Raw genomic sequence first — 24,294 nt, 5'->3', positions numbered from 1 at the left:
CGCGCGAGCGGTGGATCAGTCCTCGTAGAACAGGCGGTCGAAGACCCGCCTCGCGCGGCGCGTCGTCGCGAGGTACTCCTCCTCGAGCGCCTGCGCGGAGTGCGCGGGCATGCCGATCAGGCGCGCGACCGCCTCGAGCTCGTCGCGGTCGACCGGCAGCAGGTCGGTCGAGCGGGCGCGCGCGAGCGCGAGGGCGTTCCGGATGCGCGTGGCCAGGCTCCACGCGGCCCGCAGGGTCTCGGCGTCGCGGTCGCCGACCAGGTCGGCGCGCGCCGCCGCGGCGAGCGCCTCGAGCGTCGACGTCGTGCGCAGGCTCTCCTCATGGCCGGCGTGCCGCAGCTGCAGCAGCTGCACGAGCCACTCCACGTCGCTCAGCGAGCCGTCCCCGAGCTTCAGGTGCCGGCGCCGGTCGGCGCCCCTCGGCAGCCGCTCGGCCTCGACGCGCGCCTTGATGCGGCGCACCTCGCGCACCGACGACGCCGGGAAGTCGGCCGGGTAGCGGCGCTCGTCGATGACGGCCATGAGCTCGCCGGCGAGCTCGGCGTCGCCGGCGAAGGGGCGCGCCCGCAGCAGCGCCTGCGCCTCCCACGGCTCCGACCAGCGCTCGTAGTAGGCGCGGTAGCTCTCGAGCGTGCGCACGAGCGGGCCCTGACGGCCCTCCGGCCGCAGCCCCGCATCCATCTCGAACGGCAGCGTCGGGTCGGCGAGCGTCTCCTGCACGCGGCGGATGATGGCGGTCGCGGCTGCGACCGGGTCGCCCTCTCCGCGCACGACGTGCATGACGTCGATGTCGCTGCCGAAGCCGATCTCGCGGCCGCCCGTGCGCCCCATGGTGATCGTCGCGAGCCGGAGGCCCTCGGGCCGGTGGAGCGCGATGGCTGCGTCGACGAGGGCCGCGGCGATGCCGGTGAGGGCCGCGCCGACCGCCGACTCGTCGATGCGCTGCAGCGCGCTCGCCATCGCGACGCGCAGGTGCTCGCGCCGGCGCAGCGTGCGCAGGGCCCGCCGCAGCGCGTCGGCGTCGCCGGCGTGGCGGGCGAGCACGGCGGCGGCCTCGTCGCGCAGCGCCTCCTCGGAGCGCGGCCGCAGCTGGTCGTCGTCGTCGAGCCACGAGGCCGCCTCGGGGATGCGCTCCATGAGCGCACCGATGAGCTTCGATGAGGAGAGGAGCCGCGTGAGGCGCCGCGCGGCGACGGGCGAGTCGCGCAGCATGCGCAGGAACCAGGGGCTCTCCCCCAGCGCCTCGCTCAGCCGCCGGAACGACAGCAGGCCCATGTCGGGATCGACGCCCTCGGCGAACCAGCCGAGCAGCACCGGCAGCAGCAGCCGCTGGATCTGCGCGCGCCGGCTGACGCCGCCGGTGAGCTCGGCGATGTGCCCGAGCGCGCCCTTCGCGTCGACGTAGCCGGAGGCGCGCAGCCGGCGCGCGGCGTGCTCGGGCGTGAGCCGCACGTCGTCGTGCGCGAGCGACGCGACCGCGCCGAGCAGCGGCCGGTAGAACAGCCGCTCGTGCAGCGTGCGCACCGCGCGCCGGACCGCCTGCCACCGCTCGTCGAGCGCCGACGCATCCGCGAGCCCCGCCGTGCGCGCGAGCCGCCGCAGCTCGTCCTGCTCGACGGGCATGAGGTGCGTGCGGCGCATGCGCCAGAACTGGATGCGGTGCTCGAGCACGCGCAGGAACCGGTAGTGGGCGCCGAACTCGTCGCGGTCGGCGCGCCCGATGATGCCGCGCGCGGCCAGCGCGTCGAGCGCCTCGAGCGTGCCTCGCTGGCGCAGGCTCTCGTCGTCGGCGCCGTGCACGAGCTGCAGCAGCTGCACGGTGAACTCGATGTCGCGCAGGCCCCCGGGGCCGAGCTTCAGCTGCCGGGGGACCTCGTCGGCGGGGATGTGCTCGGTGACGCGCTCGCGCATGCGCTGCACCGACTCGACGAAGCCCTCGCGGCCCGACGACTCCCACACCTTCGCCCGCACGGCCTCCTCGTAGGCGGCGCCCAGCTGCCGGTCGCCGGCGATCGCGCGCGCCTTGAGCAGCGCCTGGAACTCCCACGACTTCGCCCACCGCTCGTAGTAGGCGACGTGGGAGGCGAGCGTGCGGGTGAGCGCGCCGTCCTTGCCCTCGGGGCGCAGGTTCGCGTCGACCTCCCACAGCGGCGGCGCCGCCTGGAACTGCGCGCACGCCGCAGCGGTCTCGCGCGCGAGCAGCGTGGCGATCTGGGTCGCGGCAGGGTCGTCGACGCCGTCGGCCTCGTGCACCCAGATGACGTCGACGTCGCTCAGGTAGTTGAGCTCGCGCGCGCCGGTCTTGCCCATGCCGATGACCGCGAGCCGCACGCCGTCGGCCTGCTCGCCGAAGCGCTCCCTCGCGGCGGCGCGGGCGATCGCGAGCCCCGCCTCGAGCGCCGCGGAGGCCAGGTCGGCGAGCGCCGTCGACACCCGCTCGACGTGCTCCACCGGGTCGGGCAGCCCCAGGTCCCACGCGACGAGCTCGGTCAGGTGGCGGCGGTAGCGGCCGCGCATCGCGGCGACGGCGGCGTCCTTCGGCGTGCGCGCGACGCCGTCGGCGGACTCCACCGCCTCCAGCAGGCTCGCGCGGTAGTCGTCGGCGCCGACCGGCGGCGACGGGCGGGCGGCGACGTCGAGATCCTCGGCGTGCCGCTCGAGGTGCTCGGCGATGCCGAGCGAGCCGCCGAGCACCCGCATGAGCGACGCGCGCGACGCCTCGTCGCCCGTGGCGGCCGACAAGTCGATCCCGGCGCGCACGAGCCGCACGAGCATCTGCAGCGCCGTGTCGGGGTCGGCGGCGCGCGAGCACTCGTCGACGAGGCCCGTGAGCGACTCCGGCAGCTCGTCGAGGCACGCCTCGGCACGGCTCGGCTCGCGGAAGCCCAGCTGCGCCAGGCGGGTCCGCGGCGAGGGGACGCGCATGCGCTACAGCGAGAGCAGGTTCGACTCGAGCTCGACCCGGGTCACCTGCGCGCGGTACCGCTGCCAGTCCTCGCGCTTGTTGCGCACGAAGAACGAGAAGACCTGCTCGCCGAGCGTCTCGGCGACGAGCTCCGACTCCTCCATCGCGCCGATCGCTCGGTCGAGGCTCGCGGGCAGCGGCTTGTAGCCGAGCGCCTTCCGCTCGCGGTCGGAGAGCTGCCAGATGTCCTCGATCGCCTCGTCGGGCAGCTCGTAGCCCTCCTCGATGCCCTTGAGGCCCGCGGCCAGCAGCACCGAGAACGCGAGGTACGGGTTCGCCGCGGAGTCGAGGCCGCGGTACTCGACGCGGGCCGACTGCGCCTTGTTCGGCTTCGACAGCGGCACGCGCACGAGCGCCGAGCGGTTGTTGTGGCCCCAGCTGACGTAGCTGGGGGCCTCGTCGCCCGACCACATGCGCTTGTAGGAGTTGACGAACTGGTTCGTGACGGCGGTGATCTCGGGCGCGTGGTGCAGCAGGCCCGCCATGAACTGGCGGCCCACCTTCGACAGCCGGTACTCGCCCGCCGGGTCGTGGAAGGCGTTGCGCTCGCCCTCGAACAGCGACATGTGCGTGTGCATGCCGCTGCCGGGCTGGCCCTCGAACGGCTTCGGCATGAAGGTCGCGTACACGCCCTCCTGCATCGCGACCTCCTTCACCACGGTGCGGAAGGTCATGATGTTGTCGGCGGTCGAGAGCGCGTCGGCGTAGCGCAGGTCGATCTCGTTCTGGCCCGGGCCCGCCTCGTGGTGGCTGAACTCGACCGAGATGCCGATGTCCTCGAGCATGCGCACGCTCGCGCGGCGGAAGTCGTGCGCGGTGCCGCCGGGCACGTTGTCGAAGTAGCCGGCGCGGTCGACGGGCTCGGGGTGCGCGACGTCGGCTGACTTCAGCAGATAGAACTCGCACTCAGGGTGCGTGTAGAAGCTGAAGCCGCGATCGGCGGCCTTCGCGAGCGTGCGCTTCAGCACGTGCCGCGGGTCGGCGGCGGCGGGCAGGCCGTCGGGCGTCGAGATGTCGCAGAACATGCGCGCGGTCGGGTCGATCTCGCCGCGCCACGGCAGGATCTGGAACGTCGACGGGTCGGCCTTCGCGATGACGTCGGCCTCGGAGGAGCGCGAGAGCCCCTCGATCGACGAGCCGTCGATGCCGAGGCCCTCGGTGAAGGCGCCCTCGACCTCGGCGGGCGCGATCGCGACGGACTTCAGCGTGCCGAGCACATCCGTGAACCACAGCCGCACGAACTTCACGCCGCGCTCCTCGATCGTGCGAAGCACGAAGTCCCGCTGCTTGTCCATCCGCGTCCCCCCTGTTGACCTCCCCTCAGGCTAGTGGTCGCGGCCGGGCGTGCGGTTAGGCTCGGGGCATGGCAGCGAGCGACAGCGCACAGGACCAGGCAGCCCCCTACGGCGGCGGCTCGGCAGGGCCGAAGCGCGTGCGCATCCGGCACTTCCAGCAGGCGAAGCGCGACGGCGTGAAGATCACCGGGCTCACGAGCTACGACCACCTCACGGCGGGCATCTTCGACCGCGCGGGCATCGACTTCCTGCTCGTGGGCGACTCCGCCGGCAACACCGTCTTCGGCTACGACACCACGCTGCCCGTGACCGTCGACGAGCTCATCCCCCTCACCCGCGCGGTCGCGCGCGGCGCGAAGCGGGCGCTCGTGATCGCCGACCTGCCGTTCGGCTCGTACGAGACCAACCCGCGCGAGGCGGTGCACACCGCGATCCGCTTCATGAAGGAGACGGGCGCGCATGCCGTGAAGCTCGAGGGCGGCGAGCGCTCGGCCGAGCAGATCCGTCACATCGTCGAGGCCGGCATCCCCGTGATGGCGCACATCGGCTTCACGCCGCAGTCGGAGCACGGGCTCGGCGGCCACGTGATCCAGGGCCGAGGCGACCGCGGCGCGGCGCAGCTGCTGCGCGACGCGCGGGCCGTCGAGGAGGCGGGCGCCTTCGCCGTCGTGCTCGAGATGGTGCCCTCCGAGGCGGCGCGAGCCGTCACCGAGGCGCTCACGATCCCGACGATCTCGGTCGGCGCGGGCCCGCACTGCGACGGGCAGCTGCTCGTCTGGACCGACTGGGCGGGGCTCACGACCGGCCGCATCCCCCGCTTCGTCAAGCAGTACGCGCAGCTCGCGCAGACGCTCGAGGACGCCGCGAACGCCTTCCGCGAGGACGTCTCGTCGGGCGAGTACCCGGCGTCCGAGCACGAGTACGAGTAGCGACGTGCGCGTCGCCCTGCTGCTGCGCGGCGTCAACGTCGGCGGGGTCTCGGTGCGCTCGGCAGACCTCCGCGCCGTGCTCGAGGAGGCCGGCCTCGGCGAGGTGCGCACGGTGCTCGCGAGCGGCAACGCGGTCGTGACGGCGACGGATGCGCCGGCGGCCGCCGAGGCGGCCGAGCGCGGCCTCGAGGCGCGGTACGGCAGGCGCATCCGGGTGCTCGGCCTGCCGATGGCAGACCTCCAGCGCATCGTCGACGCCTACCCGCACGCGGAGGACGACGCGCACACGCCCTACGTGGTGCTCGAGCTCGAGCCGGGCGTCGCCCGCGAGCTCGACGCGCTCGAGGCCGGCGAGGGCGAGGCGATCGCGGCCGGCGCCGGGGTCGTCTACTGGTCGAACCCGAAGGGCACGACCCTCACGAGCCCGTTCGCGACGGCGCTCGAGCACACTGCGAAGGACCGCGTCACGACCCGCAACCTCCGCACGCTGCGGAAGGTCCTCGCGGCGGCCTGAGCAGCGATCGGGCGGTCACCGCGCGATGACGCCGCGCGCTCGATCGGGCTGAGCGGGCCGTCGGCCGCCCATGCCGCTCGAGGAGGCGCTCAGCCCGATCGAGCGCTCAGCCGTGGACCACCACGCGCATGCCTTCCACGTCTGCGTCGCCCGGCGGGGTGGAGCTGCCGCATCGAGGCATCGAGACTGAGGCGCACCGCGCCGTCACGCTTCGCGATCGATCGCGCGAGCGTGCTCTTGCCGGCGCCGTTCAGCCCGACGAGCAGGTGCACGAGGGCCACGGCGTCAGCGCTGCGCCGGGTCGTCCTCCGGTGCCTCGGCGCCGCCCTCGGAGCCCTCGCCCCACGAGTCGTCGGAGGCGTCCTCGGCCGCCCACTCGCGTGAGCGCTGCGCGATGATCTCGGGCGCCCGCGCGGCCTCCTCGCGGGAGGAGAAGGGCCCGGCCCGGTCGTAGCCGGGAGAGACCATGCCCTCCTCGACGACGCCCGTCTCGAGGTTGTACCAGTACTCCGCCATGCCGTCCTCCTCGGGTGGGATGGAACCGTCTGCCTAGGATGGACACTATGCCGAAGGACGCTGGAGGTCACCTCATCCCCGGCCGCATCGGCCCCGAGCGCCGGGTCGACGCATCCATCGCCCGGCCCGAGTACGTCGGGCGGCCGGCGCCCGCGAAGCACGTCGGGGGCGACGTCTACGACGAGGCGACGATCGACCGCATCCGCGCGGCCGGCACGATCGCCGCCGACGCGATCGCCGCCGTCGGCCGGGCCGTGCGGCCCGGCATCACGACCGACGAGCTCGACGCGATCGGCCACGACTGGGTCACCCGGCACGGCGCCTACCCCTCCACGCTCGGCTACCGCGGCTACCCGAAGTCGGTGTGCTCGAGCGTCAACGAGGTCATCTGCCACGGCATCCCCGACGACACGGTGCTCGAGGCCGGCGACATCGTGAACATCGACATCACCGCGTTCAAGGACGGCGTCCACGGCGACTCGAACCGCACCTTCGTCGTCGGCGAGGCCTCCGACGAGGTCGCGCTGCTCGTCGAGCGCACGGAGGAGGCGCTGCGCCGCGGCATCCGCGCCGCGATGCCCGGCCGCCGCGTCAACGTGATCGGCCGCGCGATCGAGATGTACGCGAAGCGCTTCGGCTACGGCGTGGTGCGCGACTTCACGGGCCACGGCGTGGGCACGTCGTTCCACTCGGGGCTCATCATCCCCCACTACGACACCGACCGGTACGACACCGAGATCGTGCCCGGCATGGTGTTCACCATCGAGCCGATGCTCACCCTCGGCACGCACGAGTGGGAGGGCTGGGACGACGGCTGGACCGTCGTCACGAAGGACCGCTCGATCACCGCGCAGTTCGAGCACACGATCGTGGTGCGCGAGACGGGCGCCGAGATCCTCACCCTGCCATCGGCGTGATCCGATCCGTGGCAGGATCGTCGCCGTGACCAAGTCCAAGCACATGGCAGTCGGCGTCGACATCGGCGGCACCGGCGTGAAGGCCGCCCTCGTCGACGTGGCGGAGGGCACGCTGCTGAGCGACCGGGTCAAGGTGCCGACGCCGGTCGGCGGCGAGCCCGACGACATCCGCGACGCGGTGGTCGAGCTCGTGGGGCGCCTCGACGTCGAGGCCGACACGCCCATCGGCGTGACCTTCCCCGCGATCGTGCGCCACGGCCGCACGATGAGCGCCGCGAACGTCTCGAAGGCGTGGATCGGGCTCGAGGCGGAGCGGCTGTTCGAGCAGGCGCTGGGCCGCGACATCCACTTCGTCAACGACGCCGACGCCGCCGGCTTCGCCGAGGACCACTACGGCGCGGCGAAGGATGCGTCGGGCCTCGTGATCATGACGACGCTCGGCACCGGCATCGGCGGTGCGCTCATCTACAACGGCGTGCTCATCCCGAACGCCGAGCTCGGGCACCTCGAGCTCGACGGCTACGACGCCGAGACCCGCGCGTCGAACCGGGCGCGCGAGACCGAGGGCCTCAGCTGGGAGGCGTGGGCCGCGCGCCTGCAGCGCTACTACAGCCACCTCGAGTTCATCTTCTCGCCCGACCTGTTCGTCGTCGGCGGCGGCGTCTCGAAGTCCTCGGAGATGTTCCTGCCGCTGCTGCGCCTCGACACCCCGATCGTGCCGGCGATGCTGCGCAACAACGCGGGCATCATCGGCGCCGCGGCGCTCGCGCGCGGCGTCTGACGCCCAGCGCCCGCCGACGTCGAGCTTCCCCGCATCGCGGGTTCCCGGAGGGGAATCCCGGCGCTCGGGGAAGCTCGACGGATGAGGGCGAACCGGCCGGCCGATACGCCGGGTTCTGTCGTGGACGGCCATCTCTCTCGGGGATGCATCGCTGCAGCCCTCTAGCGACCTACCCGCGGATGGGACGAGCAGCCCCGTGATCCGCTGTCTGGTCTTGCTCCGGGCGAGGTTTGCCTAGCCGCCGCGCTCGCACGCGACGCTGGTGGGCTCTTGCCCCACCGTTTCACTCCTGGCCCGCCGGGATCGGGACCCCGGCGGGTGGACCTGCTCTCTGTTGCACTTTCTCGCGGGTTGCCCCGGGTGGACGTTATCCACCGCCCTGCTCTGCGGAGCCCGGACGTTCCTCGGCACGGCGCCAGCCGGAGCCGCCGCCGCGACGCGGCCGCCTGGCCGACCGATTCGCTGCCCCCAGGGTACCGCGCGGGACGCGTGCAGTTTCTGGCCTCGGTGCAACTACAATCGAGCGAGTGACTGCTCCCGCCGCACCCGCCGCCGTCCCCGTCGCTCCGGCCTCCGCACGGCTCCGCCGCCGCTCGATGCTCGCCTCCGCGGTGGGCAACGGCCTGGAGTGGTTCGACTGGAACATCTACGTCGTCTTCACGGCGTACCTCACCGCGAACCTGTTCGACCAGCAGGACCCGGGCTCGGCGCTGCTCATGACCTTCGCGATCTTCGGCGTCGGCTTCGTCTTCCGCCCGCTCGGCGGCGTGCTCGCGGGCTACCTCGCCGACCGCTTCGGCCGGCGCTGGGTGATGATCTCGACGATGCTCACGATGAGCGGCGCGTCGCTGCTGATCGCCGTGCTGCCCACCTTCGAGTCGGTGGGCGTGCTCGCCTCCGTGCTGCTGCTCGTCGCCCGGCTCGCCCAGGGCGTCGCCCACGGCGCCGAGTCGACCGCCGGCTACACCTACATCGCCGAGATCGCGCCTGCGGAGCGCCGCGGCCTGTGGTCGTCGACGCTCGCGATGGGCGTGCTCGTCGGCTCGATGCTCGCGAGCGCGCTCGGCTGGGGCCTCACGACCGGGCTCGGCACGGATGCGATGACCGAGTGGGGCTGGCGCGTGCCGTTCGGGATCGGAGCGGTGCTGGCGATCGTGGTGCTCGTGCTGCGCCGCACGATGATGGAGACCGAGCAGTTCGAGGAGGAGCTGCGCAGCGAGCCCGTCGCCGAGGCGCCGCTCGACCCCGCCGCCCGCCGCGCGATCCTCCGGGCGTCGTTCCGCGTCTTCTGGTTCGTCGGTGCGATCTCGCTCGTCTTCTACACCTGGTTGACCGCCGCCTCGTCGCTCGCGACGCTGCAGCACGGCATGGACGCATCCGCTGCCCTCGCGTCGTCGTTCGCGGCGCAGCTGCTCTGCGTGTGCCTCATGCCGCTCATGGGCTGGCTGAGCGACCGGATCGGCCGGCGGCCGGTGGCGCTGGGCTTCTCGCTCGGGTTCGTGGTGCTGAGCTTCCCGCTCATGGGCCTCATCTCGTCGGAGCCCTGGACCCTGCTGGTGGCGCAGTCGATCGCGCTCGCGTTCGTCGCGATGGGCAACTCGATCTACTCGGCGCTGCTCGCCGAGCAGTTCCCGACCCGCTACCGCGCGAAGGGCATCGGCATCGCCATGTCGCTGTCGGTGGCGGTCTTCGGCGGCAGCGCGCTCTACCTCAACCAGTGGCTGTTCGGCGCCGGGCTGCAGTGGGTCTTCATCCTCTACTTCGTGCTCGTCGCCCTCGCGTCGGCGGTCGCCGTCTGGCTCATGCCGGAGACGAAGGGCATCGACCTCGGCTCGGTCGGGCAGCGGGAGCCGGCGCCGCTCAGCCGCTGACCGGCGCCCGGTAGTAGGCCGTCGAGTGGAGCGGCCGACCGCCGAAGCGCGCGAACTGCCGCGCGGAGCCGAGGTTGAGCCGGCCGACCTGCGTCGAGCGGAGCGTCGCGCAGCCGAGCTCGGCGAGGTTCGCGTGCAGGCGCCGGCTCAGGAGCGTCACGATGCCTCTGCCCTGCGCGTCGTGCCGCGCGCCCTGCACCACGAGCACCGCCTCCCGCCGCAGCTCGCGCCGGCGCGCGACGAGCGCCCACGCCTCGCTCGGGCCGAGCCGGCCGCCGGAGCGCTGCAGCAGGGGGCTCGCGTCGAGCACCGCGAGCACGAAGGCGACGGGCACCTCGTCCTCGTCGCGGGCGATGAGGAACAGCCCCTCCTCGTGCAGCAGCCACATGCCGGCCGTCCACTCATCGAGCTCGGCCTTGCTGAGCGGCGTGAAGTACGGCAGCTGCGCGAAGGAGTCGTTCAGCAGCGGCAGCAGGGCGCGCATGCCCTGCGCGAGCCCCACGCGCGTCACCTCGTCGATGCGGATCCCGGCCGCGTCGAGCTCGGCGTCGCTCGGCCCCTCCTCGTCGACCACGTCGACGATCCAGGTGTCGGCCTCGTACCAGCGGCGCATCCCGCGCTCCTCGAGCGCCTCGGGCACCCACGCGGGGTTCCACGGCGCATCCAGGAACCCGCGCTCCTCGAACGCCCCCGTCACCGCGCCCCCGGACTGGGCGGGCAGCAGCTGCGCCGGACCGAACAGCTCCGACGCGCCGCTCGCGCGCGCGCGCCGATCGGCCTCGTCGAGCAGCGCGTGCAGGACGGGCGCGTCGGTCGCGGCGATGGCGCCGAACACCTGCGCGCGCGTGCCGAGGCGCGCGTCGAGCCGGTCGTCGCGATGCACGACCGCGCGGCCGACGGGCCGCTCGCCGTCGAGCGCGAGGAGGAGCGAGACCGGATGCGGATGCGAGGAGGTGCCGCGGAACCAGTCGCGCAGGCGGCGCTCGCGCAGCGGCACCGCCCGCCCGCCGTGGGTGTCGAGGCCCAGCCGCACGAAGGCGTCGAAGGCCGCCCGATCGGCGACGTCCACGACCCGCATCGCGACCATCCCCGCTGGAGCGGCTAGATGCCGCTCTCCTCCGTGCGGACGAGGATGGCGGAGGAGTTGGGGTCGAGGATGACCTCGTCGTCGGGCGCCTGCCGGATCTGGTGCAGCTCGGAGGCCGTGAGCTCGACGCCGGAGGCCACCGACGTGCGCCGCTGCAGCAGGGTCGCGCCGATGCCGTAGCGCTCGCGCTGGCGCTCGTACAGCGCCAGCAGGTCGGCCGGCACGGGGGCCGCCCGCTCGTCGCGCTCGGCCCGCGCCTCGGCGAGCTCCGCCTCGATGCCCGCGGCCTGCTCGTCGCGCTCCGCGGCGAGCCGCTCGCGCTCGGCGCGCGCGGCGCCGGCCTCGGCGCGCGCCGCGGCGAGCGCGGCCTCGGCATCCTCCTGCGTCTGCATGGCCTCGAGCTCGAGGTCCTCGAGCGTGCTGCGGCGGCGCTCGAGCGTGACGATCTCGTGCTCGGTCGCGGTCGCCGTCTTCGAGTCGGTCACCGTCTCGAGCCGCGTGCGGTCCTTCGCGAGGCGCGCCTCGACGAGCTGCACGTCGCTCTCGATGCGGCGGACCTCGGCCGAGACGTCGTCGAGCGCGCCGAGCCGGTCGAGCACCGCGCGGTCGAGCACCGCGAGCTGCGCGTCGAGCTCCTCGATGCGCTTGGTCTGCGGCAGCGCGCGCCGCTTCGCCAGCAGCCGCATGATCCGGGTGTCCACGTCCTGCAGCGTCAGCAGCAGCCGCTGGTCGCCGTTCGTCGCCTTCAGTGCCATGCGTGCTCCTCCTGCGGGACCGCGAAGTCCCATGGGTCTGTCCTGGTCTCGCTCACGACCACCTCGACGCCCGGGAGCGCGGCGCGCAGCTGCTCGGCGGCGGGCCGCAGCCACAGCGACTCGCTCGCCCAGTGCGAGACGTCGACGAGCGCGGGGCCCTCGCCGGCGGCGTGCCGCTCGCGCGCGTCGGAGGCGGGGTGGTGGCGCAGGTCGCTCGTGATGTAGACGTCGGCGTCCGCGACCGCTCGCTCGCGCAGCAGCGAGTCGCCGGCGCCGCCGCAGATGGCGACGCGGCGCACCCGGCGGGCCGGGTCGCCCGCCGCCCGCACGCCGCCGGCCACCGGCGGGAGCAGGCCCGCGAGGGTGCGCACGAGGTCGCGGAGCGCGACAGGCTCGGGCAGGTCGCCCACGCGTCCGAGGCCCTTCGCGTCGTCGACGCGGTTCACGACGATGGGGGTCGCGCCCTGCAGGCCGAGCATCGAGGCGAGCTCGCCGCTCGTGCCGCGGTCGACGGCGTCGGCGTTCGTGTGGGCCGCGAGGAGCGCGACCCGCTCGCGCACGAGCCGCGTGATGACGCGCCCGGCCGGGGTCGTCGCGGCGACGCTCGTCGCGCCGCGCAGCAGCAGCGGGTGGTGCACGAGCAGCAGGTCGGCGCCGCGCGCGATCGCCTCGGCGGCGGTCGCCTCGACGGCGTCGACGGCCAGCAGCACGCGCCGCACCTCGTCGACGGGGTCGCCCGCGACGAGGCCCACGGCGTCCCAGTCCTCGGCGGTCGCGGCGGGCCAGAGCGACTCGACCGCGCGCTGGACATCGGCGACGCTCGTCATGCGCTCCATCCTAGGGACGCGGGGCGGATGCGCCGACGCGGCCCGGCGGGCGGGCCGGACTGCGCTCGGTGAGCCTGGACGGGATCGAACCGCCGACATCCACGGTGTAAGCGTGGCGCTCTGCCAGCTGAGCTACAGGCTCCGGGGTGCTCTACCGTCTCACGCGACCCGCGCGAGCGCATCCCGGTACGCATCCATGTCGCGCGACTCGGAGGTGCTGACCCGGAAGTGCGCCGCGATGCGGCCGTCGCGGTCGACGACGTAGGTCGCGCGGGTCGCGATGCCGCGCTCGGGGAGGAACGCGCCGTACGCCTGCGCGACGGCGCCGTGCGGCCAGAAGTCGCTCAGCAGGCGGAACTCGAAGCCCTCCTGCTCGGCGAAGACCGCGAGCGACGCCGCCGTGTCGACGGAGATCGCGAGCACCTCGGCGTCGGCGCCGGTGAAGTCTGCGAGCTCGTCGCGGATCGAGCAGAGCTCGCCCGTGCAGGTGCCGGTGAAGGCGAGCGGGTAGAAGACGAGCACGACCGGCCTGCCGCGCAGCTCCGAGAGCGTGACGGCCTCGCCGGTGTGGTCGGTGAGCGTGAAGTCGGGAGCCTCGTCGCCGATCTGGAGTGCCATGCGCTCCATGCTGGCAGAGGCGTCGCGGGCACGGCGACGAGGGCGCGCTGGCGGGATCGGCCCGGTGGCTAGAGTGGACGGGCGAGCGCCACGCACCCAGGGGTGCCGCAGGAGACGACGTCAGGAGCATCGGTGCTGAACGACCAGGACCCCTACTCGGGCCACACGGACGACACGGACCCCAGCGAGACCGCTGAGTGGCAGGAGTCGCTCTCGCAGCTGGTCGCCGCGAACGGCCCCCAGCGCGGCCGCGAGATCATGCTGAGCCTGCTCAAGCGCTCCAAGGAGCTGCACCTGGGCGTGCCGATGGTGCCGACCACCGACTACATCAACACCATCGCGCCCGAGAGCGAGCCGGAGTTCCCCGGCGACGAGCAGATCGAGCGCACCTACCGCCGCTGGATCCGCTGGAACGCGGCGATCATGGTGCACCGCGCGCAGGCGCCCGGCATCGGCGTCGGCGGCCACATCTCGACGTACGCGTCCTCCGCGTCGCTGTACGAGGTCGGGCTCAACCACTTCTTCCGCGGCTACGACGCCCCCGGCGGCGGCGACCAGATCTTCTACCAGGGCCACGCCTCCCCCGGCATGTACGCCCGCGCGTTCCTCGAGGGCCGCCTCACCGAGGCGCAGATGGACGGCTTCCGCCAGGAGAAGTCGAAGGCGCCGCACGGCCTGCCCTCGTACCCGCACCCGCGGATGATGCCCGAGTTCTGGCAGTTCCCGACCGTGTCGATGGGCCTCGGGCCGATCGACGCCATCTACCAGGCGCAGGCCAACCGCTACCTCGCGAACCGCGGCATCAAGGACGCCGCCGACTCGCAGGTGTGGGCCTTCCTCGGCGACGGCGAGATGGACGAGGTCGAGTCGCGCGGCGCGCTGCAGCTCGCCGCCAACGACGGCCTCGACAACCTCAACTTCGTCATCAACGCCAACCTCCAGCGCCTCGACGGCCCGGTGCGCGGCAACGGCAAGATCATCCAGGAGCTGGAGTCCTTCTTCCGCGGCGCCGGCTGGAACGTCATCAAGGTGGTCTGGGGCCGCGAGTGGGACGACCTGCTCGCCCGCGACCACGACGGCGCGCTCCGCAACCTCATGAACGTCACGCCCGACGGCGACTACCAGACGTACAAGGCCGAGTCGGGCCTGTTCGTGCGCGAGCACTTCTTCGGCCGCGACCCGCGCACCGCCGAGATGGTCAAGGACATGACCGACGACGAGATCTGGAGCCTCAAGCGCGGCGGCCACGACTACCGCAAGGTCTACGCTGCCTACAAGGCGGCGAGCGAGCACAAGGGCCAGCCGACCGTCATCATCGCGAAGACGATCAAGGGCTACGGCCTCGGCAAGCACTTCGAGGCGCGGAACGCGACGCACCAGATGAAGAAGCTCACGCTCGACGACCTGAAGACCTTCCGCGACTACCTGCAGCTCGACATCTCCGACAAGCAGCTCGAGGCCGACCCGTACAACCCGCCGTACTTCCACCCCGGCCAGGACTCGCCCGAGATCCAGTACATGCTCGAGCGCCGGCGCGAGCTCGGCGGCTTCACGCCCGAGCGCCGCGCGAAGCACACGATCATCCCGCTGCCCGAGCCGAAGACCTACGACATGCCGAAGAAGGGCTCCGGCAAGCAGCAGGTCGCCACGACGATGGCGTTCGTGCGGCTGCTGAAGGACCTGCTGCGCGACAAGGGCTGGGGCGAGCGCATCGTGCCGATCATCCCCGATGAGGCGCGCACGTTCGGCATCGACGCCTTCTTCCCGACCGCCAAGATCTACAACCCCCACGGCCAGAACTACACGTCGGTCGACCGCGACCTGCTCCTGAAGTACCGCGAGGCGCCCGACGGCCAGATCGTGCACGTCGGCATCAACGAGGCGGGCGCGATGGCCGCGTTCATCGCGGCCGGCACGTCGTACTCGACGCACGGCGAGCCGCTCGTGCCGATCTACGTCTTCTACTCGATGTTCGGCTTCCAGCGCACCGGCGACTCGATCTGGGCGGCCGCCGACCAGATGACGCGCGGCTTCCTCATCGGCGCGACTGCGGGCCGCACGACGCTCGCCGGCGAGGGCACCCAGCACGCCGACGGCCACTCGCCGCTCATCGCCTCGACGAACCCATCGGTGCTCGCCTACGACCCGGCCTACGGCTACGAGATCGCGCACATCACGCAGATGGGCCTCGAGCGCATGTACGGCGAGTCGCCCGAGGACGTCATGGTGTACCTCACCGTCTACAACGAGCCGATGGTGCAGCCCGCCGAGCCGGCCGACGTCGACGTGGAGGGCATCCGCCGCGGCATCCACCGCGTCTCGACGAGCGACCACCACCCGGTCAAGGTGCAGCTGCTCGGCTCGGGCGTCGCGCTGCCGTGGCTGCACCACGCGCAGGAGCTGCTCGGCAGCGACTGGGGCGTCTCGGCCGACATCTGGTCGGTCACCTCGTGGAGCGAGCTGCGCCGCGACGGCCTCGACGCCGACCGGCACAACTTCCTGCACCCGCAGGGCGAGGCGCGCGTGCCGTACGTCACGCAGCGCCTGTCGGAGGCCGAGGGCCCCTTCGTCGCCACCACCGACTACATGCGGGCGGTCCCGGACCAGATCCGCGAGTGGGTGCCCGGCGACTACGCGACGCTCGGCGCCGACGGCTTCGGCTTCGCCGACACCCGCGCCGCCGCCCGCCGCTTCTTCACGATCGACAGCCACTCGGTCGTGGTGCGCGCGCTCGACGCGCTCGCGAAGCAGGGCAAGGTGCCGCTCGGCATGGTGCAGCAGGCGATCGACAAGTACAGCCTCCACGACGTGAACGCCGGCGAGTCGGGCACCGTCGGCGGGGACGCCTAGGCCACGGCGCTGGACGCCGCGGCGGAGCTCCAGGCGCAGCAGCTCGCGTGGCTGCGGCGCATCTCGGGCGACCTCTCGACGCAGGTGACGCGGGCGCTCGACGACCGGCTGCCCTGGTACCGCACGATGCCGCCCTCGCGGCGGAGCGCGGTGGGGCTCGTCGCGCAGTCGGGCATCTCGTCCTTCATCGCCTGGCACGAGGATCCCGAGGCGCAGCCGTGGATCGCCGCCGACGTCTTCGCGGCGGCGCCCCGGGAGCTGCTGCGCAGCGTGAGCCTGCAGCAGACGCTGCAGCTGATCCGCACCGTGGTGTCGGTCTTCGAGGAGCGCATCGGCGACGCCGACCCGGCGATGCGCGAGCCGATCCTGCGCTACTCGCGGGAGATCGCGTTCGCGGCGGCCGACGTCTACGCCCGCGCGGCCGAGTCGCGCGGGCTGTGGGACGCCCGGCTCGAGGCGCTCGTGGTCGACTCGATCCTCACCGGCGAGCACGACGACGAGCTGCCGAGCCGCTCGGCCGCGCTCGGGTGGCACGGGCGCGGCGAGTGCGCCGTGCTCGTGGGCCTCGCGCCGCGCCAGCTCGACGTCGACATCATCCGCCGCCGGGCGAGGCATGCCGGCTGCGACGTGCTGGTCGGGGTGCAGGGCTCCCGGCTCGTCGTCGTCATCGGCCGCGCCGCCGCGGAGGACGAGGAGGGTCCGAGCGGCCCGATCGAGTTCATCGCGGTCGCCGAGCAGCTCGCGGAGGCGTTCGGCGACGGCCACCTGGTGCTCGGCCCCGCCGTGCCGAGCATCGTCGAGGCGGCGCGCAGCGCCAAGGCGGCGCTCGCGGGCTTCGCCGTCGCCGACGCGTGGCGGCGCACGCCCCGCCCGGTGCGGGCCGACGACCTGCTGCCCGAGCGGGCGCTCGCCGGCGACCCGCTGGCCCGGCAGGAGCTCGTGCGCAGCATCTACCAGCCGCTGCGCGACCACTCGAGCGACCTGCTCGCGACCCTCGCGTGCTACCTCGACACCGGCCGCTCGCTCGAGGCGACCGCGCGCGAGCTCTTCGTGCACCCCAACACCGTGCGCTACCGCCTGAAGCGCATCAGCGAGATCATCGGCTGGGACGCGACGGGCGCCAGGGAGGCGCTCGCGCTGCACACGGCGATCATCCTCGGCGCCATCCACGACGCCTCGCGCGAGCGCGCCCAGCGTGCGCCGCAGCCGACGCGCCATGCCGTCCGCGGCAAGGGCGCGGTGGGAGGATGAGGCACGTGATCGTCATCGTCGCTCCCGGCCAGGGCTCGCAGAAGCCCGGCTTCCTCTCCCCCTGGCTCGAGCTGCCGGGCGTGCCCGAGCGGCTCGCCGCGCTCGGCGCGGCGGCCGGCGTCGACCTCGTGCAGCACGGCACGGTCAGCGACGCCGACACCATCCGCGACACGCTCGTGGCGCAGCCGCTCATCGTCGCCGCCGGCATCCTCGCGCTCGACGCGCTCGGCGAGAGCGCCAGCCTCGCGGGCGGCGTCGCCGGGCACTCCGTCGGCGAGATCACCGCGGCCGTGGCCGCGGGGGTGCTCGAGGCGGAGGACGCGATGGCGCTCGTCGGCGAGCGCGCGCGGGCGATGGCGGATGCGGCGGCCGAGACCCCGACGGGCATGGCCGCGGTGCTCGGGGCCGACGAGGCCGCGCTCGAGGCCCGGCTCGCCGAGCTCGGCCTGCAGCCGGCCAACTACAACGGCGGCGGGCAGATCGTCGTCGCCGGCGCGCTCGACGCGCTCGCGGCCCTCGCCGAGGCGCCGCCCGAGCGCGCGCGGGTCATCCCGCTGCAGACCGCGGGCGCGTTCCACACGAGCTACATGGCCCCCGCCGTCGAGCGCTTCCGCGCGCGCGCCGCCGCCACCCGTTCCTCGGACCCGACGACCACCCTCTGGACGAACCGGGACGGCAGCGCCGTCGCATCCGGCACCGGCTTCCTCGACCTGGTCGTCGGCCAGGTCTCGAGCCCGGTGCGCTGGGACCGCTGCATGGCCGCCTTCGAGGAGGCCGGCGTCACGGGCATCGTCGAGCTCGCCCCCGCCGGCGCGCTCGTGGGGCTCGCGAAGCGCGGCCTGCGCGGCGTGCCCGCGGTCGGCATCACCACCCCCGACGACCTGCCCGCAGCCATCCGGCTGCTCGAGAGCGGAGCCGCAGCATGACCACCCTCGCAAGCCTCCCCACCCGTGCCGGGTCGCGCATCCTCTCCGTGGGCGCCGCCCGCGGCGAGGTCGTCGTGCCGAACGAGGAGCTCGTCGGCCCGATCGACTCGTCCGACGAGTGGATCCGCCAGCGCACCGGCATCATCACGCGCGTGCGCGCCGGCGAGGGCGTGCAGGCCGTCGACCTCGCCGAGACCGCCTCGCGCGAGGCGCTCGAGCGCGCGGGCCTGACCGGCTCGCAGATCGACGCCGTCATCGTCTCGACGATCAGCAACACCGTGCAGACGCCCTCGATGGCGGCCCTGCTCACCGAGCGGCTCGGCGCCACCCCCGCTCCCGCGTTCGACATCTCCGCCGCCTGCGCCGGCTACGCCTACGGCGTCGCCCAGGCCGACGCGCTCGTGCGCAGCGGCATGGCCGAGCACGTGCTGGTCGTGGGCGTCGAGAAGCTCTCGGAGATCATCGACCCGACCGACCGCTCGATCAGCTTCCTGCTCGGCGACGGCGCGGGCGCGGTCGTGATCGGCGCCGCCGACGAGCCGGGCATCAGCCCCTCGGTGTGGGGCTCCGACGGCTCCCACTGGGAGACCATCCGGATGACCAACTCCCTCGGCTCGATGCGCGACGGCGAGCCGTGGCCGACGCTGCGCCAGGACGGCCAGAAGGTCTTCCGGTGGGCGGTGTGGGAGATGGCGAAGAAGGCGCGCGAGGCGCTCGACGCCGCCGGCGTCGAGCCTGCCGACCTCGCCGCGTTCATCCCGCACCAGGCGAACATGCGCATCATCGACGAGTTCGCGAAGCAGCTGCAGCTGCCCGACTCCGTCGTCATCGCCCGTGACATCGCGACGACCGGCAACACGTCGGCCGCGTCGATCCCCCTCGCGATGCACCGCATCCTCGAGGAGCACCCCGAGCTGTCGGGCGGGCTGGCGCTGCAGATCGGCTTCGGCGCGGGCCTCGTATACGGCGCCCAGGTCGTGGTCCTCCCCTAGACTGCAACCCGTCCACCAGACAGAAGGAGACAACCCGATGGCTTACACCAAGGACGAGGTCCTGGCAGGGCTCGCCGACCTCGTGAACGACGAGACCGGCATCGCGACCGAGAACGTGCAGCTCGAGAAGTCGTTCACCGACGACCTCGACATCGACTCGATCTCGATGATGACGATCGTCGTGAACGCCGAGGAGAAGTTCGACGTGAAGATCCCGGACGACGAGGTCAAGAACCTCAAGACCGTCCAGGACGCCGTCGACTACATCACGGGCGCCCAGGCGGCCTGAGCCCCCCACGGGCCGAGACCACGCGTGCGGCCGGGCGACCGGCCGCACGCTGCATCTGCGAGGAGAGCCATGACGAAGAAGATCGTCATCACCGGCATCGGCGCCACGTCGCCGCTCGGCGGCACCGCCCGCGAGAGCTGGGAGGCGCTGCTCGCCGGCGACTCCGGCGCGCGCAGCCTCGAGCACGACTGGGTGGCCACGTACGACCTGCCGGTCACGTTCGCCGCCGAGGCGAAGGTGCGCCCCGACACGGTGCTCGAGCGCCCCGTCGCCAAGCGCCTCGACCCGTCGAGCCAGCTCGCGCTCGTCGCGGCCAAGGAGGCCTTCGCCGACGCCGGCTCCCCCGACGTGCCCTCCGAGCGGCTCGGCGTCGACTTCTCGACCGGCATCGGCGGCGTCTGGACGCTGCTCGACGCGTGGGACACGCTGCGCGAGAAGGGCCCCCGGCGCGTCATGCCGATGACGGTGCCCATGCTCATGCCGAACGCCCCCGCCGCGGCCGTCTCCATGCACTTCGAGGCTCGGGCCTACGCCCGCACGGTCGCCTCCGCGTGCGCCTCGAGCACCGAGGCCATCGCGAACGCCTACGAGCACCTGCAGGCCGGCCTCGCCGACGTCGTGATCGCCGGCGGCAGCGAGTCGGCGATCCACCCGATCACCATCGCCTCCTTCGCCTCGATGCAGGCGCTCTCGCGCCGCAACGACGACCCCGCCACCGCATCCCGCCCCTACGACGTCACCCGCGACGGGTTCGTCATGGGCGAGGGCGCGGCGGCGCTCGTGCTCGAGACCGAGGAGCATGCGCTCGCGCGCGGCGCCCGCATCTACGCCGAGCTGGCCGGCGGCGGCGTGACCGCCGACTCGCACCACATCACGGCCCCCGAGCCCGAGGGCCTCGGCGCGAGCCGTGCCGTGCAGCTCGCGCTCGACGCGGCCGGCGCCACCGCCGACGACGTGACCCACATCAACGCGCACGCGACCTCGACGCCCGTCGGCGACGTCGCCGAGGTGCGCGCGATGCACCGCATCTTCGGCGACCGCATCCGCGAGATCCCCGTCTCGGCGACGAAGGCCGCGCACGGCCACCTGCTCGGCGGCACGGGCGCGCTCGAGGCGATGTTCGCGACGCTCGCGATCGTCGAGCGCCAGGCTCCCCCGACGATCAACGTCACCGAGCAGGACCCGGACGCTCCGCTGCGCATCTCGCCCGAGCCGATGCCGCTCGGCGACGAGCCGCAGCTCGTGATCTCGAACTCGTTCGGGTTCGGCGGCCACAACGCGGTGATCGCGATCCGCTCGGTCTGACGCCGGCCGCGCCGACGCCGAGGGCCCCGCTGTACGCAGCGGGGCCCTCAGCCGTTCCGGGGAGTCGAGAGGCTCAGCCGACGCGGTGCAGCCAGACGACGGGCGACGCGTCGGAGGCGTGCCGGTAGGCCTCGAGGTCGCGGTCCCACGGGCCGCCCATGGCGTCGTCGAGCTCGGCGAGCAGGGCGCGCGCGTCAGGGCCCGCGGCCTCGATGGCGGCGCGGATGCGGTCCTCGGGCACGACGACGGAGCCTGCGGCGTCGATGCGCGCGGCCGTGATGCCGAGCTGCGGCGCGTGCATCCAGCGCATGCCGTCGGAGCCCGGCACCGGATCCTCGGTGACCTCGAAGCGCACGTCGCGCCAGCCGGCGAGCGCGCTCGCGATCGCCGCGCCCGTGCCGACCGGTCCCGACCAGTGCACCTCGCTGCGCTCGGCGCTGGGCTCCGCGGGCTGGCTCTGCCAGACGAAGCGGAGCGCGTCGCCGACGGCGCTGCCGACCGCCCACTCGAGGTGGGTGCGCAGGGCGCGCTGGGACGCGTGGATCCAGACGACCCCCGTCGTGGTCGCGGGACGTCGTCTGAGCGTGTTCGCAGCAGTCATCGTCTCTCCCTCGTTCGATACGACTTCCCCATCGGTCGAACGATCCGGACGATGCCAGCGATCCTCTCATACGCCTGCCGGGAGTGACAACCGTGTCATTCCCCGGGCGCGGTCACCCCTCGCCGAAGGCGGGCCGCCGCTCCCCCGCGCGGATCGGGAACGGGAGCCGGTTGCCCGCCGGCGGCATCGGGCAGTTGAACTGGTCGCTCATCGCGCACGGCGGCACGATGGCCCGGTTGAAGTCGAGGTCGACCGAGCCGTCGTGGCGCGGCTTCACGAACAGGAAGCGGCCCACCTCGTAGGTCTCGTCGCCCGTAGTGGCGTCGGCGAAGACGATCTGCAGGCTGTCGCCGTCGGGCAGCGCCAGCAGCTCGACCTCGGCCCCGTCGTGCTCGAAGCGGATCGTGCCGGGCGAGACGGCCCGGCGGAGCGAGCCGCCCTGCGTCTTGCCGTGCTCGAACTCGACGCCGCCCTCGACCGGCTCGAAGGTGCCGTGCTTCACCCACGCGGGGTCGAAGTCGTAGGCCTCGATGCCGGCGAAGCCGCGCTCGTCGGCGGCCTCCGCGTCCCACACCCGCAGCGCGAAGCGGCCGTGGAAGTCGGGACCGATGACGAAGGCGGTGCGCCGGTCGTCGAAGCGCACCGAGCTGGGCGTCATGGAGTCGTGGCTGTAGACGATCGCGTCGCCGTCGACGGTCTGGCCGTCGACGATGATCCCGGCCGACGCATCCGCCGTCACCTGCAGGCCGTCGGCGGTCGGCGACGGCGCCCAGGTGCCCGGCACGCCCTCGATCGAGGTGGGCCCGGAGACCCACGCGGTCGTCACGAGCGCGATCGCGCCCTGCGGGCCCCGCACGCCCTGATCGCGCTTCTGGCGGAACGCGGCGTAGGCGCCGCGGGCGTCGTCGGCGGCGGCCGGCACGGCAGTCTCGGTCATGCCTCCACCCTACCGACGGGTGCCGACGCGGACTCCCGGGCCGGAGCCGCCGGGCGCTCGCCCGATGTCAGGCGCCGGCCGTAGGGTCGCACCATGGACGCCCTCCCCGCGCTCGGCCTCATCCTCCCGCCCGACGTGCCGCCCGAGCGCATCGTGCCGCTCGCCCGCACTGCCGAGGGCCTGGGCGTCGGCGAGGTGTGGCTGTGGGAGGACTGCTTCGCCGAGTCGGGCGTGTCGCCCGCGGCCGCCGTCCTCGCGGCCACCGAGCGGCTGCGCGTCGGGCTCGGGCTCATGCCGGTGCCGCTGCGCGCCGTCGCGCTGACCGCGATGGAGGTCGCGACGCTCGCGCGCATGTTCCCGGGCCGCTTCCTGCCGGGCATCGGCCACGGCGTGCTCGAGTGGATGGGGCAGGCGGGCGTGCGCGCCGCGTCGCCGCTCACGCTGCTGCGCGAGCACGCCGAGGCGCTCCGCGCGCTGCTCGCCGGCGACGAGCTGTCGGTCGAGGGCCGCTACGTGCGGCTCGACCGGGTGCAGCTGCGGTGGCCGCCGGCCGAGGCGCCGCCGCTGCTCATCGGCGGCGGCGGGCCCAAGACCCTCGCGCTCGCGGGCGAGCTCGGCGACGGCGTGATCCTCGCCGGCGACCTGGGCGATCCCGCGGCCGTCGACACGACGCGCGCGGCGGTCGAGACCGTGCGCGCCGCGCGCGCTGCCGCCGGCCTCGCGTCGCCGGCCGCGATCGTGCAGTTCTCCCAGGTGCCGGCGGATGCGTCGACCGACGAGGTCGCGCGGGTCGCGGCCGCGCTCGCGCAGGCGGGCGCGACGAGCGTGCCGCTGCTCGCCCTCGAGCGCGACGGCCGGCCAGCGGCCGGCGAGGGCATCGAGCGCCTCGCCCGCACCATCGCGGCGCTCGGCGGCTGAGCCCCTGAGCGCGGGCTCGCCGCCTCAGCTGTTGCGGCCGCGGGCTGCCACGCGCCACGTGGCCGACGGCACCGCGTCACCTGCGCGGTCGAAGACGTGCAGCTCGTCGACGAGATTCACGGCCATGCACACGTGGTTCGGCACCAGCCGCACGGTCGAGCCGAGCGGCGGGGGCGCATCCCCCTCCCCCAGCTCCGCGACCGCGTGGTGCTCGCTCAGCTGCACGATGCGCGCGTCGGGGTGGTCGAGCAGCCGCCCGTGCCCCGTGGCCCAGGGGGCGCGATCGGGGCCGAGCACCTTCGATCCCGCGTCGAGCACGAGCCTGCCGCCGGCATGCGAGACGACGGTGGCGTGCGCCGTCAGCGCGATCTCGGCCGCGTCCATCGCGCCCAGCTCCCACTGCTGCGCGTCGCCGAAGACGGTGACGCCCGGCCGCAGCTCGGTGACCGGCGAGTCGATCTCGAGCGCGGCCGCGAAGCTCGGCGTCGAGCCGCCCGAGACCACGAGCGGCGTCGCGCCGGCCGCGCGCATGCCGTGCACGGCGACGGTGAGCGCCTCGGCCTCCTGGCGGGCGGCCTCCGCGCGGGCGCCCGGCGCGTACGCGTGGCCGGGGAAGGCGAACACGCCTTCGACCTCGATGCCGGCCTGCACCGCCGCCGCGGCCACCGCGCCCGCCTCGGTCGGCGCGCAGCCGGAGCGGTGGTGGCCGGCGTCGACCTCGACCCGCACGGCGATGCGCCCGGCGAGGCCGGCCCGCGCGACGCGCTCGACGGCGGCGACCGAGTCGACGCCGACCGAGATCGCGGCGCCGCGCGCGGCGAGGGCGCTGAGGCGCGCCGCGCGCGGCGGGTCGATCCACAGCGGGTAGGCGATGCAGAGGTCGTCGAGCCCTGCCGCGGCGAAGACCTCGGCCTCGCCGATCGTGGCCACCGTGAGCCCGTGCGCCCCCGCCGCCACCTGCATCCGGCCGATCTCGATCGTCTTGTGCGTCTTCGCGTGGGGCCGCAGCGCCAGGCCGCGCGCCGACGCGGCGTCGGCCACGCGCGCGATGTTGGCCTGCATCCGCTCGAGGTCGACGGCGAGGTACGGCGTGGTCGGCGGCATGGCTCGATGTTAGGCCGCGGCACGCCCGCGGCGGCATCTTGACCGC

23 protein-coding genes, 1 tRNA gene and 1 other RNA gene are annotated in these 24,294 nt (G+C 73.7%); 12 read left to right on the top strand and 13 right to left on the bottom strand.

What is annotated here, in order from left to right; all coding sequences use genetic code 11:
- Window positions 1-15 precede the first annotated feature (15 nt).
- Together J2X49_RS08470 and J2X49_RS08465 are read right to left on the bottom strand one after the other, a co-directional pair.
- The gene (locus J2X49_RS08470; RefSeq protein ID WP_310124949.1) at window positions 16-2,925 is read right to left on the bottom strand and encodes a bifunctional [glutamine synthetase] adenylyltransferase/[glutamine synthetase]-adenylyl-L-tyrosine phosphorylase; all 2,910 of its coding nucleotides are present in this window, start codon (window positions 2,923-2,925) and stop codon (window positions 16-18) included.
- Window positions 2,926-2,928: 3 nt separating this feature from the next.
- Window positions 2,929-4,260, bottom strand: a complete 1,332-nt coding sequence (locus J2X49_RS08465) for a glutamine synthetase family protein (protein WP_310124948.1) — start codon at window positions 4,258-4,260, stop codon at window positions 2,929-2,931.
- Between the two features lie 68 nt (window positions 4,261-4,328).
- Between J2X49_RS08465 and panB the strand changes: the two genes are divergently transcribed.
- The gene (panB, locus tag J2X49_RS08460) at window positions 4,329-5,189 is read left to right on the top strand and encodes a 3-methyl-2-oxobutanoate hydroxymethyltransferase (protein WP_310124946.1); all 861 of its coding nucleotides are present in this window, start codon (window positions 4,329-4,331) and stop codon (window positions 5,187-5,189) included.
- Between the two features lie 4 nt (window positions 5,190-5,193).
- Window positions 5,194-5,703 (top strand): DUF1697 domain-containing protein, encoded by a 510-nt coding sequence (locus J2X49_RS08455; protein ID WP_310124944.1) that lies wholly within the window; start codon window positions 5,194-5,196, stop codon window positions 5,701-5,703.
- A gap of 89 nt (window positions 5,704-5,792) precedes the next feature.
- Here the strand turns inward: J2X49_RS08455 and J2X49_RS12945 are convergent, their stop codons facing one another.
- Both J2X49_RS12945 and J2X49_RS08450 read right to left on the bottom strand, forming a co-directional pair.
- Window positions 5,793-5,975 carry an AAA family ATPase gene (locus J2X49_RS12945; protein ID WP_396131272.1) on the bottom strand — a complete coding sequence of 61 codons (183 nt, stop codon included), beginning with the start codon at window positions 5,973-5,975 and terminating at the stop codon, window positions 5,793-5,795.
- A gap of 13 nt (window positions 5,976-5,988) precedes the next feature.
- Entirely contained in the window at window positions 5,989-6,219 is a 231-nt protein-coding gene (locus J2X49_RS08450) for an SPOR domain-containing protein (protein ID WP_128188669.1), read from the bottom strand.
- A gap of 47 nt (window positions 6,220-6,266) precedes the next feature.
- Between J2X49_RS08450 and map the strand changes: the two genes are divergently transcribed.
- Together map and ppgK are read left to right on the top strand one after the other, a co-directional pair.
- The gene (gene map / locus J2X49_RS08445; protein ID WP_310124941.1) at window positions 6,267-7,136 is read left to right on the top strand and encodes a type I methionyl aminopeptidase; all 870 of its coding nucleotides are present in this window, start codon (window positions 6,267-6,269) and stop codon (window positions 7,134-7,136) included.
- A gap of 25 nt (window positions 7,137-7,161) precedes the next feature.
- Window positions 7,162-7,917, top strand: a complete 756-nt coding sequence (ppgK, locus tag J2X49_RS08440; RefSeq protein ID WP_396131123.1) for a polyphosphate--glucose phosphotransferase — start codon at window positions 7,162-7,164, stop codon at window positions 7,915-7,917.
- Between the two features lie 88 nt (window positions 7,918-8,005).
- Here the strand turns inward: ppgK and rnpB are convergent.
- Window positions 8,006-8,375: RNase P RNA component class A (gene rnpB / locus J2X49_RS08435), an RNA gene on the bottom strand.
- Between the two features lie 69 nt (window positions 8,376-8,444).
- On the opposite strand from rnpB, the gene J2X49_RS08430 reads away from it, so the two are divergent.
- Window positions 8,445-9,788 carry an MFS transporter gene (locus tag J2X49_RS08430; protein WP_310124937.1) on the top strand — a complete coding sequence of 448 codons (1,344 nt, stop codon included), beginning with the start codon at window positions 8,445-8,447 and terminating at the stop codon, window positions 9,786-9,788.
- Here the strand turns inward: J2X49_RS08430 and J2X49_RS08425 are convergent.
- The 5 genes from J2X49_RS08425 to J2X49_RS08405 all read right to left on the bottom strand — a co-directional run bounded on the left by J2X49_RS08425 (window position 9,778) and on the right by J2X49_RS08405 (window position 13,075).
- Window positions 9,778-10,866, bottom strand: coding sequence for a hypothetical protein (locus J2X49_RS08425; protein WP_310124933.1), 1,089 nt, complete (start codon window positions 10,864-10,866; stop codon window positions 9,778-9,780). The two genes, J2X49_RS08430 and J2X49_RS08425, sit on opposite strands and share 11 nt — an antisense overlap.
- Before the next feature lie 23 nt (window positions 10,867-10,889).
- Complete coding sequence (locus J2X49_RS08420) at window positions 10,890-11,630, bottom strand: hypothetical protein (protein ID WP_310124931.1); 741 nt, start codon at window positions 11,628-11,630, stop codon at window positions 10,890-10,892.
- Window positions 11,621-12,466 carry a Nif3-like dinuclear metal center hexameric protein gene (locus J2X49_RS08415; RefSeq protein ID WP_396131119.1) on the bottom strand — a complete coding sequence of 282 codons (846 nt, stop codon included), beginning with the start codon at window positions 12,464-12,466 and terminating at the stop codon, window positions 11,621-11,623. The genes J2X49_RS08420 and J2X49_RS08415 overlap by 10 nt, the downstream gene beginning before the upstream one ends.
- 60 nt (window positions 12,467-12,526) lie before the next feature.
- Window positions 12,527-12,599, bottom strand: a tRNA-Val gene (locus tag J2X49_RS08410).
- 17 nt (window positions 12,600-12,616) lie between these two features.
- On the bottom strand, window positions 12,617-13,075 hold the full coding sequence (locus tag J2X49_RS08405; protein WP_310124926.1) for a peroxiredoxin: 459 nt from the start codon (window positions 13,073-13,075) through the stop codon (window positions 12,617-12,619).
- A gap of 132 nt (window positions 13,076-13,207) precedes the next feature.
- On the opposite strand from J2X49_RS08405, the gene aceE reads away from it, so the two are divergent.
- The 6 genes from aceE to J2X49_RS08375 all read left to right on the top strand — a co-directional run bounded on the left by aceE (window position 13,208) and on the right by J2X49_RS08375 (window position 20,688).
- Window positions 13,208-15,925: a pyruvate dehydrogenase (acetyl-transferring), homodimeric type gene (gene aceE / locus J2X49_RS08400; protein WP_310124924.1), complete on the top strand. Its 2,718-nt coding sequence runs from the start codon at window positions 13,208-13,210 to the stop codon at window positions 15,923-15,925.
- An 84-nt stretch (window positions 15,926-16,009) separates the two neighbouring features.
- Window positions 16,010-17,176 carry a CdaR family transcriptional regulator gene (locus tag J2X49_RS08395; RefSeq protein WP_225792734.1) on the top strand — a complete coding sequence of 389 codons (1,167 nt, stop codon included), beginning with the start codon at window positions 16,010-16,012 and terminating at the stop codon, window positions 17,174-17,176.
- A 5-nt stretch (window positions 17,177-17,181) separates the two neighbouring features.
- Entirely contained in the window at window positions 17,182-18,102 is a 921-nt protein-coding gene (locus tag J2X49_RS08390; RefSeq protein WP_310124921.1) for an ACP S-malonyltransferase, read from the top strand.
- Window positions 18,099-19,094 carry a beta-ketoacyl-ACP synthase III gene (locus J2X49_RS08385; protein WP_310124918.1) on the top strand — a complete coding sequence of 332 codons (996 nt, stop codon included), beginning with the start codon at window positions 18,099-18,101 and terminating at the stop codon, window positions 19,092-19,094. Before J2X49_RS08390 ends, J2X49_RS08385 begins: the two co-directional genes overlap by 4 nt.
- Before the next feature lie 37 nt (window positions 19,095-19,131).
- Window positions 19,132-19,383, top strand: coding sequence for an acyl carrier protein (locus tag J2X49_RS08380; RefSeq protein ID WP_128188656.1), 252 nt, complete (start codon window positions 19,132-19,134; stop codon window positions 19,381-19,383).
- A 69-nt stretch (window positions 19,384-19,452) separates the two neighbouring features.
- Window positions 19,453-20,688, top strand: a complete 1,236-nt coding sequence (locus J2X49_RS08375; protein WP_310124914.1) for a beta-ketoacyl-[acyl-carrier-protein] synthase family protein — start codon at window positions 19,453-19,455, stop codon at window positions 20,686-20,688.
- Window positions 20,689-20,761: 73 nt separating this feature from the next.
- Here the strand turns inward: J2X49_RS08375 and J2X49_RS08370 are convergent, their stop codons facing one another.
- Together J2X49_RS08370 and J2X49_RS08365 are read right to left on the bottom strand one after the other, a co-directional pair.
- Window positions 20,762-21,289 (bottom strand): DUF3145 family protein, encoded by a 528-nt coding sequence (locus J2X49_RS08370; RefSeq protein ID WP_310124910.1) that lies wholly within the window; start codon window positions 21,287-21,289, stop codon window positions 20,762-20,764.
- A 112-nt stretch (window positions 21,290-21,401) separates the two neighbouring features.
- Window positions 21,402-22,226, bottom strand: coding sequence for a DUF1684 domain-containing protein (locus J2X49_RS08365; RefSeq protein WP_310124908.1), 825 nt, complete (start codon window positions 22,224-22,226; stop codon window positions 21,402-21,404).
- A gap of 93 nt (window positions 22,227-22,319) precedes the next feature.
- Here J2X49_RS08365 and J2X49_RS08360 point away from each other — a divergent pair, with 93 nt between their 5' ends.
- Complete coding sequence (locus J2X49_RS08360; protein WP_310124906.1) at window positions 22,320-23,144, top strand: LLM class flavin-dependent oxidoreductase; 825 nt, start codon at window positions 22,320-22,322, stop codon at window positions 23,142-23,144.
- Window positions 23,145-23,168: 24 nt separating this feature from the next.
- Here the strand turns inward: J2X49_RS08360 and J2X49_RS08355 are convergent, their stop codons facing one another.
- Entirely contained in the window at window positions 23,169-24,248 is a 1,080-nt protein-coding gene (locus J2X49_RS08355; RefSeq protein WP_310124903.1) for an alanine racemase, read from the bottom strand.
- Between the last annotated feature and the right edge of the window lie 46 nt (window positions 24,249-24,294).

Source organism: Agrococcus sp. BE272, from assembly GCF_031457935.1.
In the GTDB taxonomy this organism is placed as follows: Bacteria; Actinomycetota; Actinomycetes; order Actinomycetales; family Microbacteriaceae; genus Agrococcus; species Agrococcus sediminis.
This window is presented reverse-complemented; position numbering and strand designations above follow the sequence as displayed.